Origin of the sequence: Nocardia sp. CNY236 (assembly GCF_000482385.1) — a bacterium.
Taxonomy (GTDB): domain Bacteria; phylum Actinomycetota; class Actinomycetes; order Mycobacteriales; family Mycobacteriaceae; genus Nocardia.
In genome coordinates this window covers 26,151-38,544 of the sequence record NZ_AXVD01000032.1, presented here as the reverse complement: position 1 = coordinate 38,544, position 12,394 = coordinate 26,151, and the positions used below count along the sequence as shown (strand labels likewise).

At 64.5% G+C, this 12,394-nt stretch carries 11 protein-coding genes; 6 read left to right on the top strand and 5 right to left on the bottom strand.

Features of this window, described 5'->3' with window-relative positions:
* Nucleotides 1–174: 174 nt before the first annotated feature.
* Both K940_RS28740 and K940_RS0116990 read right to left on the bottom strand, forming a co-directional pair.
* Nucleotides 175–1,110, bottom strand: a complete 936-nt coding sequence (locus K940_RS28740) for an ROK family protein (protein WP_051407279.1) — start codon at nucleotides 1,108–1,110, stop codon at nucleotides 175–177.
* Nucleotides 1,111–1,134: 24 nt separating this feature from the next.
* Complete coding sequence (locus K940_RS0116990) at nucleotides 1,135–2,376, bottom strand: ROK family transcriptional regulator (protein WP_028478533.1); 1,242 nt, start codon at nucleotides 2,374–2,376, stop codon at nucleotides 1,135–1,137.
* Nucleotides 2,377–2,691: 315 nt separating this feature from the next.
* Here K940_RS0116990 and mmsA point away from each other — a divergent pair, with 315 nt between their 5' ends.
* The 3 genes from mmsA (at nucleotide 2,692) to K940_RS0116975 (ending at nucleotide 6,662) form a co-directional block, all read left to right on the top strand.
* Nucleotides 2,692–4,212: a multiple monosaccharide ABC transporter ATP-binding protein gene (gene mmsA / locus K940_RS0116985; RefSeq protein ID WP_036528963.1), complete on the top strand. Its 1,521-nt coding sequence runs from the start codon at nucleotides 2,692–2,694 to the stop codon at nucleotides 4,210–4,212.
* A gap of 38 nt (nucleotides 4,213–4,250) precedes the next feature.
* Nucleotides 4,251–5,501 carry a multiple monosaccharide ABC transporter permease gene (gene mmsB, locus K940_RS0116980; RefSeq protein ID WP_231390414.1) on the top strand — a complete coding sequence of 417 codons (1,251 nt, stop codon included), beginning with the start codon at nucleotides 4,251–4,253 and terminating at the stop codon, nucleotides 5,499–5,501.
* Nucleotides 5,502–5,564: 63 nt separating this feature from the next.
* Nucleotides 5,565–6,662: a sugar-binding protein gene (locus K940_RS0116975; protein WP_028478530.1), complete on the top strand. Its 1,098-nt coding sequence runs from the start codon at nucleotides 5,565–5,567 to the stop codon at nucleotides 6,660–6,662.
* 134 nt (nucleotides 6,663–6,796) lie between these two features.
* Here K940_RS0116975 and K940_RS0116970 read toward each other — a convergent pair whose 3' ends face one another.
* Nucleotides 6,797–7,546 carry an SDR family NAD(P)-dependent oxidoreductase gene (locus tag K940_RS0116970; RefSeq protein ID WP_196812232.1) on the bottom strand — a complete coding sequence of 250 codons (750 nt, stop codon included), beginning with the start codon at nucleotides 7,544–7,546 and terminating at the stop codon, nucleotides 6,797–6,799.
* A gap of 59 nt (nucleotides 7,547–7,605) precedes the next feature.
* Between K940_RS0116970 and K940_RS0116965 the strand changes: the two genes are divergently transcribed.
* Nucleotides 7,606–7,941 (top strand): helix-turn-helix transcriptional regulator, encoded by a 336-nt coding sequence (locus tag K940_RS0116965; RefSeq protein WP_196812231.1) that lies wholly within the window; start codon nucleotides 7,606–7,608, stop codon nucleotides 7,939–7,941.
* Nucleotides 7,942–8,057: 116 nt separating this feature from the next.
* Complete coding sequence (locus K940_RS0116960; protein WP_028478527.1) at nucleotides 8,058–8,267, top strand: hypothetical protein; 210 nt, start codon at nucleotides 8,058–8,060, stop codon at nucleotides 8,265–8,267.
* A 194-nt stretch (nucleotides 8,268–8,461) separates the two neighbouring features.
* Here K940_RS0116960 and K940_RS28735 read toward each other — a convergent pair whose 3' ends face one another.
* On the bottom strand, nucleotides 8,462–9,223 hold the full coding sequence (locus K940_RS28735) for a thioesterase II family protein (RefSeq protein ID WP_036528938.1): 762 nt from the start codon (nucleotides 9,221–9,223) through the stop codon (nucleotides 8,462–8,464).
* Between the two features lie 115 nt (nucleotides 9,224–9,338).
* Nucleotides 9,339–11,726: a cation-translocating P-type ATPase gene (locus K940_RS0116950; RefSeq protein ID WP_028478526.1), complete on the bottom strand. Its 2,388-nt coding sequence runs from the start codon at nucleotides 11,724–11,726 to the stop codon at nucleotides 9,339–9,341.
* Between the two features lie 205 nt (nucleotides 11,727–11,931).
* Here K940_RS0116950 and K940_RS0116945 point away from each other — a divergent pair, with 205 nt between their 5' ends.
* Nucleotides 11,932–12,381: a hypothetical protein gene (locus K940_RS0116945; protein ID WP_155980921.1), complete on the top strand. Its 450-nt coding sequence runs from the start codon at nucleotides 11,932–11,934 to the stop codon at nucleotides 12,379–12,381.
* Nucleotides 12,382–12,394 lie beyond the last annotated feature (13 nt).

The following is a 12,394-nucleotide window of genomic DNA, read 5'->3' as shown; positions in this document are numbered from 1 at the left end:
GGCACACCGCGGCGGACCAAGGCGACACGAAGCCGGGCTGCTCGCATCCCGAAGCCGACTCCCACGTGGCACCGCCCGAAAGGTAGAGGTCACGTTGCTGCCAGTTCGCCTCCTGACGGGGCAACATACCACTCGAGCCCGACGAAAGGTGTGGCCAGGGTTGTGGGTCAGCAGTCAGCGAAGGAGGATGTCGGAGGGTCGGGGTGCCGTCCTGGCAGCCGACAGTGCGTTGTGCGCAGCGCCGAGTAGACCGGCGTGCCCCCCGAGTGCGGCGGGATAGACGGTTGTCCGTCCCGCGAAATCACTCGTGGACAGTCGGTCGAGGTGTCGCTGCAGCGGCGCGAACAGCACTCGTCCCGCACCCGATACGCCGCCGCCGATCACGACGCGGTCGAGATCGCAGAGCGTGGCGGCTGTGGTGATGGCGCGCGCCAGTGCTTCGGCGCCGCGATCGTATGCGCGCTGGGCAACGGTGTTTCCGCCGGCAGCGTCGGCGGCGAGCGCGCGGGCATCGGGTCCGCTCCAGCCGTGCTCACGGGCCCACCGGGCCATGGAAGGCCCGCTGGCATAGGTCTCGACGCAGCCGGTTGCCCCGCAGGAGCAGCGCGGACCTGCCGGGTCGACGACGATATGGCCGAGATGGCCCGCGTTGCCGCTCGGTCCCGGGTACGGCGCCCCGTCGAGGACGAGACCGCCTCCGACTCCGGTGGATACGACAATTCCGAGCATGGCGGTTGCGCCGCGCCCGGCGCCGACCCAATGCTCCCCCACCGCGGCTGCGATGGCGTCGCCGACCAAGGTCACCGGGAGTTCCGGCACGGTAGCGCTCACCAGGTCGACCAACGGAAAGTTCCGCCATGCCGGGATGTTGATCGGGCTGACCGTGCCGTGCTGTGGATCGACCGGGCCTGCCGAGGCCACTCCGATGGCGGCGGGACGTGTGTAGTCGGTTACCGAGGTGAGCAACCCTTGCAGGGCATCGCCGATGTCGGGCTCGTTGGCGGGTGTGGAGATCACGATGTGCCTGCGGACCTTTCGGTCCGGTCCGACCAGGCCGGCACTGATCTTGGTACCGCCGATGTCGACCGCGAGCACGACTTCCTGCACCATGGAATTGTCCTTCGTGGCGTGTGGTCAGTTGGGAAGAAGCACCGAGAGTTGTGGTGAGAAGATATGGTGCAGAACGAGTGCGGCGCCGCCCACAACAGCGGCGTCCGGCCCCAGCGGTGAATGCGTGACCTCGACGACACGGATGTGTCGGGACAACGGTCTGGTGGAAACCGCGGTCGCGACGGCGTCGACATAGCGTTGCTCGACATGGCGGATGCCGCGGCCGCCGAGCACGATCAAGTCCACGTCGGTCACATTGACGACATTGACCACGACCGAGGCGACCCGTTGGGCGGCCTCATCGATCACCGCGGCGGCAACTGGATCTCCGTCGGCGGCAGCCACTCGCACGACGGCGTGGTTGAGCATGTCCGGATCGCGGCGGAACGGTTCCAGCAGGACGGTGTCGGTCGGCTGCTGCTGCAGTCGCCGGTAGGTCTCGGCGACGATTGCTTCAGGGCTGACCAGAGTTTCGAGGCAGCCGCGGTTGCCGCAATAGCACTGCGGGCCGTCCTCGAGGACCGATGTGTGACCGAACTCTGCCGCGTTGAGCGAGCCACCCCGGTAGACCTGATGGTTGAGAACGAGTCCGCCGCCGACTCCGGTGCCGATGCAGAAGTATGCGAAATTCGCGACGCCACGCCCGGCGCCGGCCCACCGTTCACCGATGGCGGCTGCCGTGGCGTCGTTGTCGATCGTCACCGGTAGGCCTGTCGCCTCGCACAACATCCGCTGGAGCGGCACCCGATTCCAGCCCACGAGCCGGGGCGGCTCGACGACGAAGCCCAGTTCCTGGTCGATCGGGCCGGGACAGGCGAGCCCGAGGCCGAGTACTCGGCTCCTTGGCAGGTCCGCCTCGGCGAGTACGTCCCGAACCAGGTCTGCCATCGCTGCGACCACATCTGCGGGCGCGGTTCCCAGCGGAGCCGGGCGGCGCTGGGTGATCAGTGGCCGACCGAGTAGATCGACTACGGCGCAGGTGAGTTCAGCGGGATCGAAGTGCAGTCCGACCGCGTTCCCAGCACCGGGATTGATCCGCAGTCTGGTGCGCGGTCGCCCACCACCGCCGCTACGGTCGACGCCGTCCTCGCGCACAATGCCCTCGTCCAGCAGCTTGCGCACGATTCCGGAGACCGTCTGCGCCGTCAAGCCGGTGTGCTGAGCGATCTCCTGTCTGCTGATCCCGTCAGCAAGCTGAATTCGGTCGAGCACGACTGCTCGGTTGTACCGCCCTACTTTGGGCAGATTCGTGCCTGATTGCCGCACTCGGATCCTCCTGCTGTCCGCCGCTCATCTTGCCCAAAGCCACTTAGTAAGGCAAATAGATTTACAAAATGGGATGGGCTGCTGCTGGATCGACCATATACTCCGATCTACGGGTTGACTTCATAAAGCAAATAGATTTACAGTCGGCCCCGTTGGTGTGAGACCGCTCACTCTGAAGTGCAGGGGATCACTAGAGCAAGGCCTTCGGAGGAGATCGATGTCACCGCCAAACCGCGTCTCTCGGAGGCCGATTCCGTCTGGTCGTGACGTCTCGAGCAGCGAGCCTCGGTCGTGACCGCCCCTGCGATCCTGCAGATGCGTTCGATCACCAAGACGTTTCCCGGTGTCACCGCCCTGGCCGAGGTCGACCTGGCGGTCCGTGCGGGTGAAATCCATGCCATCTGCGGGGAGAACGGCGCCGGAAAGTCGACGCTCATGAAGGTTCTCAGCGGTGTGTATCCACACGGAACCTACAGCGGCGAAATCGTCTACCAGGACCAGGAAGTCCGGTTCGGCGACATACGCGCCAGTGAGCAGGCCGGCATCGTCATCATCCACCAGGAACTCGCACTGGTGCCCGGTATGTCGATCACCGAGAACGTGTTTTTGGGCAACGAACCACGCAAGCGTGGAAGGATCGACTGGCGAGCCGCGCAGCGCCGGGTGATCGAGCTACTGGCGCAGGTGGGTCTCGAGGAACATCCCGATACCCTCGTCAAGGACATCGGCGTCGGCAAACAGCAGCTCGTCGAGATCGCCAAGGCCTTCGCGAAGAACGTGAAGCTACTGATCCTCGACGAGCCGACGGCAGCACTCAACGAGGACGATTCTGCGCATCTGCTCGATCTGCTGCGCGAGTTCCGACGCCGCGGCATGACATCGATCATCATCTCGCACAAGCTCAACGAAATCGAGGCGATCGCCGACTCGATCACGATCCTGCGCGACGGGCGCACGGTCGACACCCTCGATATCCGCGACAACGAGGTGAACGAGGACCGCATCGTGCGCGGCATGGTGGGCCGCGAACTGAGCAGCCGGTTCCCAGAGCGCACACCGAACATCGGCGAGGTGTTCTTCGAGATCCAGGATTGGACAGTGCGCCATCCGATCTCCACCGAGCGGCTGGTGTGCAAAGGCTCGAGCTTCCACGTCCGTCGAGGCGAAATCGTCGGCTTCGCGGGACTGATGGGCGCCGGCCGAACCGAACTCGCCATGAGCCTGTTCGGCCGCTCGTACGGGGTCTGGCTCGGCGGCCGTGTCTACAAGAACGGCACACAGATCCAGCTCAGGTCGGTCTCCGACGCCATCGAGCACGGCCTGGCCTACGTGAGCGAGGATCGCAAGGCGATCGGGCTCAATCTCCTCGACGACATCAAGACCTCGGTCGTGTCCGCCAAGCCGTCGAAGATCTCCCGGCACGGCGTGGTCGACGCGGTCGAAGAACACCGAGTCGCCGACGACTATCGCAAGAGTTTGCGCATCAAGGCGCCGACAGTCGACGAAGACGTCGTGAAGTTGTCCGGTGGCAACCAGCAGAAGGTCATTCTCGCGAAGTGGATGTTCACCGGTCCAGAGCTGTTGATCCTCGATGAGCCGACACGCGGAATCGATGTGGGCGCGAAATACGAGATATACAGGATCATCCAGCAGATCGCCGACCAGGGCGCGGGCGTGATCGTCATCTCCTCCGAGCTGCCCGAGGTCATCGGCCTGTGCGACCGCATCTACACCGTGTTCGAGGGAACCATCACCGGCGACCTGCCACGCCACGAGGCCGAGCCGGAACTCCTGATGAAGCAGATGACCTCTACCAAGAAAACGCGCACTTCATGAGTCACTTCTCCGTTCTCAGACAGCATCTCCTCGGAGGTGTGACCTCCAACGCTCGCCAATTCGGCATGATCTTCACGCTGGTGGCGATCGTGTTGCTGTTCCAAGTCCTGACCGACGGTCTGACATTGACCTCCAGCAACCTCATCGCGGTGGTCAGTCAGTACTCCTACATCCTCATCCTCGCGATCGGCATGCTGATGGTGATCGTCGCTGGGCACATCGACTTGTCGGTCGGTTCGGTCGCGGCCTTCACCGGCATCGTCGTCGCGAAGTCGATGCAGACGTTCGACCTGCCGTGGCCGGCGGCGTTCGTCCTGGGTCTGCTGGTCGGCGCGGCTATTGGCGCCTGGCAGGGCTTTTGGGTGGCGTATGTGGGAGTGCCGGCGTTCATCGTCACGCTGGCGGGCATGTTGCTGTTTCGTGGTGGCAACCAGTTCATCGGCAACGCCGACACCGTTCCGGTCCCGGAGGGGTTCCGGGTCCTGGGCGCCGGATTTCTGCCCGAAGTCGGTCCCAGCACCGGCTACAACAACCCCACTCTCCTACTGGGCGCGGCCGCGTGTGTCGCGGTGGTGTGGCGCGAGTGGCGTGCGCGGCAGATCCGGCGAGAAATGGGTGCGCAGCCGGTGCCGATCTGGGTGACCGGAATCAGGCTCGCCGTCATGATCGGGGTCATCGTGTTCGCCACGCTGCGTTTCGCCGGCGGCCGGGTCGGAACCAGCTTTCCCGTGTCGGGAATCATTCTGGTGGGTTTGGTCATCGCCTACTCGTTCTATACGCGTAACACCGTGGGAGGACGCCACATCTACGCGGTGGGCGGCAATAGCCGCGCCGCCGAACTGTCGGGGGTGAAGCTGCAGCGGGTCAACTTCTTCGTCCTGATGAACATGTCGATCCTCGCCGCACTCGCGGGCATCATCTTCGTGGCGCGTTCGGCAGCCTCCGGACCGCAGGACGGACTCGGCTGGGAACTCGACGCCATCGCCGCGGTATTCATCGGTGGCGCAGCGGTTTCCGGTGGTGTGGGTACCATCAGCGGCTCGATCGTCGGTGGCAGTGTCATGGCGCTGCTCAACAACGGCCTGCAACTCATGGGTGTCGGATCGGATTTGGTACAGATCATCAAGGGTCTGGTGCTGTTGCTCGCGGTCGCCATCGATCTGTGGAACAAGAACCAGGGCCGGTTCTCGATCATCGGCTCGATCATGCGAATGTTCGGTCGAGGGGACTCACCCGCGACCCGCCCGCCCACACCCGTGCGCCAGACCCAGAAGGTCGCGGCACGCTGACTCGCTTCTCCCCTGGCAAGAACTGCGGGCACCCCTGCAGTTGGTCAAGAAAGGTCACGAACTATGTACAGACGCCTCACGAAGGCTTTCGCGGTCGGCGCCGCGGCAATGCTGGCGCTCGGCGCTGCAGCGTGTTCCAACGAACGCGACAGCGGCGGCGGCTCGGGTGAAGGCTTCGCCTCCGACGCGGTGATCGGTGTTGCGCTGCCGTCCAAGACATCCGAGAACTGGGTGCTCGCCGGAGACCTGTTCACCAATGGACTCGCCGAAGCTGGATTCCAACCCGATGTGCAGTACGCGGGCGCTTCGTCCACGGTCGCCGACCAGCAGGCGCAGATATCGGCCATGATCACCAAGGGCGCGAAGGTCATCGTCATCGGCGCCGCCGACGGTGCGCAGTTGTCCACCCAGGTGGCGCAAGCCAAAGAGGCGGGCGCCATCGTCCTCGCCTACGACCGGCTCATCACCAATACGCCGGACGTCGGCTACTACGTCGCTTTCGACAACCGCGAGGTCGGGAGGCTCCAGGGGCAAGCCCTGGTGGATGGCATGAAAGCGAACAAGCCCGAAGGGCCGTGGACCATCGAGCTGTTCTCCGGTTCGCCCGACGACAACAACTCCGGCGTCTTCTTCAGCGGTGCCCTGGATGTGCTGCAGCCACTCATCGACAAGGGTGACGTCATTGTCGGATCCGGCCAAACCAGCCTCAAGCAGACCGCGGTCCAGGGCTGGAAGTCAGAAGTCGCCCAGCAGCGTATGGATTCGCTGTTGACCTCGACCTACTCCGGTGACAAGACCCTCGATGGGGTGCTGTCACCGAACGACACTCTCGCTCGCGCGATCATCACCTCGATCAAGGGCGCCGGCAAGCCGCTGCCCATCGTCACCGGCCAGGACTCCGAAGTCGAGTCGGTCAAGTCGATCATGGCCGGCGAGCAGTACTCCACGATCGACAAGGACACCCGCAAACTGGTCGCGCAGACCGTGAAAATGGTCCAGGCGCTGCAGGGCGGTGAAATCCCGGAGGTCAACGACGAACACTCGTACGACAACGGCGTCAAGATCGTTCCGGCCTATTTGCTTCCGCCGGTCATCGTCACGAAAGCCAACGCGGCCGAGGCATACGCCACCGACCCGAAGCTGTCGGCCCTCACCAAATAGCTACTGCCGGAGTGCCGCCACCACGCAGGGCTCATCGAACCCGGTTCGAACACTGCTGTCCCGGTGGCGGCACTCCGATTTCACGGGACGGGCGCCCTCGTCTTCATTCCCATCGAACGAGGGTCGTTTCGGTCCTACACGAGCTCGAGACCACCGTCCACGGTGACAACTTGACCAGTTATCCATGACACGGCCGGATCACTCAGGTGCAGTATCCAATCGGCGATCTCGGCCGGGACACCGCGGCGCCCCAACGGGATACGTTCTGCCTCGTCTCGTTCGACCTGTGCGACCACGTCGTCGGCGAGCCCGGCTGCGGCCAGGGCTTCGCTCTCGGTCGGGCCGGGTGCCACGGCGTTGACCCGCACACCCTCGGGGGCCAGTTCGAGGGCCCAGCTGCGGGTGAGTTGCTCCATGGCGGCCTTGGAGGCGGCGTAGTGCGCAGCGCCGGGAATCGGACGATGCCCATAGGTGCTCGACACATTCACGATGCTGCCGTGGGTCCGACGGAGGTGCGGCAACGCAGCACCTGCGAGCACACTGGGGGCGATGACGTTGAGGGCGAACAGGTCGGCAACGCGTTCGGCCGTCACGTCGGCCAAGGGCATCAACATCGTCGCCCCGGCGTTGTTGACCAACACATCCACCCGGCCCCACCGTGCGACGGCCGCGGCGATCACTGCGTTGGCCTCGCCGTCACGGCGCAGATCGTGCGCTGCGACCTCGATCGCCGGATGATTGGCTGCCGTGTCGGCCAGTAACGCTTGCCGGCGGCCTACACCGAGCACCTGGGCGCCGGCTCGGGCGAACGCGATCGCGGTCGCCCGCCCGATCCCCGTCCCCGCGCCGGTCACGATCACAACCCGGTCGTCGAAGCGACCCATTCGCATACCACCCTTATGTTCGATGTTCGTGGAACATCGAACAAGATAGCATGCTCGGTATGCGCGAACCACAACATCCGGAGGTGTCCGATATTCGGCTGACGGCGGTGCTTGCCGCGTTGAGCGATCCGATCCGGGTCGGGGTGGTCCTGCAGCTGGCCGACAACACCGAACGCGGGTGGGGAGAACTGCAGGTTCCGGTAGCGAAATCGACGCTGAGCCATCACCTTCGGGTGCTACGTGATGCCGGAATCACCCGAACCCGGCAAGACGGCACCCGGTGTTTCGTCATACTGCGTCGCCACGAACTCGACCAGCGATTCCCGGGACTACTGGACACGGTCTTGACCGCGGCGTCGATCGACGGAGTGGGACGCGACGTCGGACGTAGGTGAAAGGCGTGATCACAGCAGCCCACTCGTCCGCACCGGGTACGACCGATCGGTGAGCGAGCGCCCGTGCCGATCTGCTGGCGCTGCGATAGAACCACAACGTCGATTACTGTGGCGGGATGGGGTCTACGGAATACGGGCCGGGTGATGTCGTCTATTTCCCGGAGGGGCCGTTCAGCGGTGTCTGTGCCGTCGTGCGGGAAGTCGACGTCCGCCGTTCGCGGCTGCGCATCGATTTCGGCGAGGGTCTTCTCCACCGTGAAGGAGGAATATTGCAGGAGAAGCGGCACAGCCTGACCGTAGGATTCGACGAAGTCGAGTTGATGTAGGTGCGTAATCCGGTGCACGGGAGACGGAGCGGCAATTCCCTGGCCGTCGGGAATCGTCCTGCGAACGCATATCGATTGCGGTAGCGCTGATCCAAGATCGGCCACCCAGCGGGAATTTCTCCCCTGGCCTTCGCCCCGGCCGTATTATCCGCCGTACATCCGATGTGTCGCTTCGACATACGGTAGCGACTCGTTCAATGGGCCGCTTCGAGCTTCTGTTCGATGAAGTCTGCAATCTCGCGACCGAGCCTGTCCAGATAGAAGTGGCCGCCGTCGAACAGGCGAAGCTCGAAACTGCCGGTAGTGTGTTTCGACCATTCTCCGATTCGTCCTGGAGTCGTCGTCGGATCCTGGCGCCCGAGCAACGCGGCGATGTTGCAGCGCAGTTGCTCACCTGGCTGGTATCGATAGGTCTCGACGGCCTGGTAGTCATTGCGGACAGCAGGCAGGACGACCTCGGCGAGACTGGGTTCATCACGCAGAATCCGGACCGAGGCGGGGTCGTCTGCGAGCCGCTCGAGTTCGGCGATCAGGTCGCTATCGGACGCGCGGTGCAGCCTTCCCTGGTCGGCGAAGACCGGATCCGGCCGGCCGGATACGAACAACGCCGTAATCGATTGCCCGCGGCCTTCGATCCGACGAGCAGTCTCGAAGGCGACCGTGGCGCCCATGCTGTGCCCGAAGAGCACCAGGTTGTTGCCGAAGAGAGGGGCTATCGCATCGACGATGTGATCGGCCAGTTTCGCGATCGAGGGAATCGGATTGTCGCCGAGTCGATCCTGCCGGCCCGGGTACTGGACGGCATACACGGTCAGGTCGGGCCTGAGGTGCTTGGCGAGGCTGTTGTAGCTCGTTGCCGATCCGCCACCGGGAGGAAAACACACCACCGTCGGCTTCCGGTCTCGCCCGGTGCGAAGCTTGCGCAGCCAAGGCGACAACTCTTCACTGCTGTGCATTGGATCTCCTATCGTGTCCTGCCCGACGCATGCTGCCGTCGATCATCGTCGAGCATGCCACGAAGGTTGGTGGTAATGGCGCTTGGTGGTAACGGCACTGAGCAGCGCCCCCGGGTCAGCTCGAGGAGCTTTTCGGCGCTCCTGGCAACCGTAGACCTTTGAGCGCCAGTGCATTCACCGCGACGATGATGCTAGACCCCGACATGGATAGGGCGGCTATCTCCGGCCGCAGCGTGAACCCAGCGATGGGTTCGAAGATACCTGCGGCGACCGGCAAGGCGATGCTGTTGTAGCCCACGGCCCACGCCAGGTTCTGGCGCATCTTCCGTACGGTACCGCGGCCGATGCGCAGTGCGATGGGCACGTCGAGCGGATCCGATCGCATGAGCACCACATCGGCGGTTTCGATGGCAACATCGGTCCCTGCGCCGATTGCGATACCGAGATCGGCCTGGGCCAGGGCCGGGGCGTCGTTGACTCCATCGCCGACCATTGCGACCGTGCGGCCTCCCGCTTGCAGCGCTGCGACTTCTGCGGCCTTGTCTCCAGGTAGCACCTCGGCGATCACCGAGTCGATGCCGAGCGCTGTTGCAATGCGCTCGGCGGTGGCGCGATTGTCGCCGGTGAGCATCACGACTTCGATACCGAGAGCGTGCAATTGCTCGACAGCGGCGGCTGCGGACTCCCGGGGAGCATCGGCGATGCCGATCGCGGCGGCAGGTTGGTCATCGATGGCGACCAGGACGCCGGTGTGCCGGTCTGTGGTCAGTCGATCCCATGGCGCAGCCAATGCGCCGAGTTCGATGCCTTCCCGATTCAGCAATCGAAGATTGCCGACCACGACTCGGCGACCATCGACGACCGCGATCGCGCCGTGGCCTGGGACGTTCTCGAACTGCGCGGTGGACAGGCCGATCCCTGCGCGGTCTCGGGCGTCGCGCACGATGGCTTGGGCCAGCGGATGCTCGGATTCGCGCTCCACTGCGGCCGCCAGTGACAACACTGTCTCTGGGGCGAAACCGCCGGCGGTGACCATGTCGGTGACTTCTGGTTCGCCCTTGGTAAGGGTGCCGGTCTTGTCCATCACGACAACGTCGATACGCGCGGAAGACTCCAGCGCGAGGGCATTCTTGAACAGCACGCCGCGTCCGGCGCCCAGCCCTGTGCCGACCATGATGGCGGTCGGGGTTGCCAATCCGAGCGCGTCGGGACACGTGATGACGACGACGGTGATGGCGAACAACATGGCCGTGGCGAAGGCGGCTCCCGCCAACAACCACGCACCCAGCGTGAGCGCGCCGCCGAGCAATGCGACCACCACCAGCCAGAATGCCGCGCGATCTGCCAGCTTCTGTCCTGGGGCCTTCGAGTTCTGCGCTTGTTGGACCAACTGCACGATGTGCGCCAGCGCCGTGTCCGCGCCGACCTTGGTGGCGCGCACCCGCAGTACGCCATCGATATTGATCGTCGCGCCGATCACCGATGAGCCGGCTTCCTTGTGCACCGGCAGACTTTCGCCGGTGACCATCGACTCGTCGACCTCGCTGTCGCCGCCTTCGACGACACCGTCCGCCGCAATCCGTGCGCCCGGACGTACCAGCAGCAGATCACCGACCACGACCTCTGCGGTAGCCACCTCGGTTTCCCGATCGTTCCGAACGACGACGGCCTTGGGTGGTGCGAGGTCGAGGAGAGTGCGGATCGCATCGTTGGCGCCACCGCGGGCGCGCATCTCGAACCAATGCCCGAGCAGAACGAACGTCGCCAGCATCGTCGAGGCCTCGTAGAACACCTCCCCGCCGCCGGTCGCGCTGATCACCAACGAATACAGCCACCCTGCACCGATGCCGACCGCGACCAGGACCATCATGTCCAGCGTGCGTGCCCGCAGCGCCTGCACGGCCCCGGTGAAGAAGATCACCGCCGAGTAGAAGATCACCGGCAGACTCAGCACCAGCGCCCAGAGGTCCTGACGCAGCCCGAAAGGTGTCGCCACGTGTAGGCCGAACATGTCGCTGGCCATCGGTGACCAGACCATGACCAGCAGGGAGAACACCAGCGCGACCAGGAATCGGTTGCGCATGTCCGTGGCCATCGCCGCCATGGACATTCCCGCGTGTCCAGCGTGACCGCGGTGTGTGTCCTCCATCCGAGATTCGGGGGTGTGGCCGGCGGAACCACGATCGATATGCGTGTCTTCGGTCACCACCGACGACTCGAGGACGGCTGCTGGATCGGGCTCGGTCATCGGATCGCACAAATGGGCGGGCACGGACTGGCCGTCGCAATGGAAGCCGCAGTCACGCACCCAGTCGCGAAGCTCGCTCAGCGAGGTTCGTGTCGAGTCGAACTCCACCGTGGCGGTCTGTGACACCGGGTTGGCTTGCACCGACAACACCCCCGGACGGCGACTCAGCACCCTGGTCACCCGGTTCTGCTGACTGGCCCAGCCGGGGCCGCTGACATCGAGCACGGCGGTGCTGAGACCGGATTCGTCGGTCATCCCGCTCCTCCTCTGCCTTTGTATATACCGGGTAGGGGTAGGTTCTGGTAGCGATACGTGTGCCCCAATCGGCGTATTGTCAGAGTTGATACCTGGTGGATCAGGGCATCGTCGACTGATGGCTGCACATTGCGCATGTCCGAAAGGTCGTGTTCCGCATGATACCCCCGCTGGGTTTATGTGGTCGGGTCGCTATGCTGGCAGCGTGATCGACCAGCCTGTGCCCCTGCGAGCGTCCGGAATCGTCCGGCCGCATGGGGTGCGCGCGCTGTTCCGGGGTTTCGTTCCCCCTGTGCTCCTCCTGCTGGTGTTGGGCATCGTCACCATGCACGTCGGTGTTTTCTCGATCGGCTCCGCACCCCATCATCGCTCCCTTGAAGCCACCAGCGAGGTGGTCACAGCGCCGCGGGATCTCGCCGCGGAGGCATCGGACACGGCGGCCGCCGATCACGGCCCTGGAAACCACTACGCGCACGGGTGCGTTTTCATTCTCTCCGCGGTGCAGTTCGGTATCGATTCGAGGTTGCTCACCGATTGTGCCGTCGGTGTCGGTGAGCGATACCCGCCCGATCCATGGTTGGGCCGCGCGCACGGCGGGCGTGCCCCACCGTGGGCCATCCGGACCCATTCCGAGCCGTCCGTCCTGCGAATCTGATCGGTCCCATCCG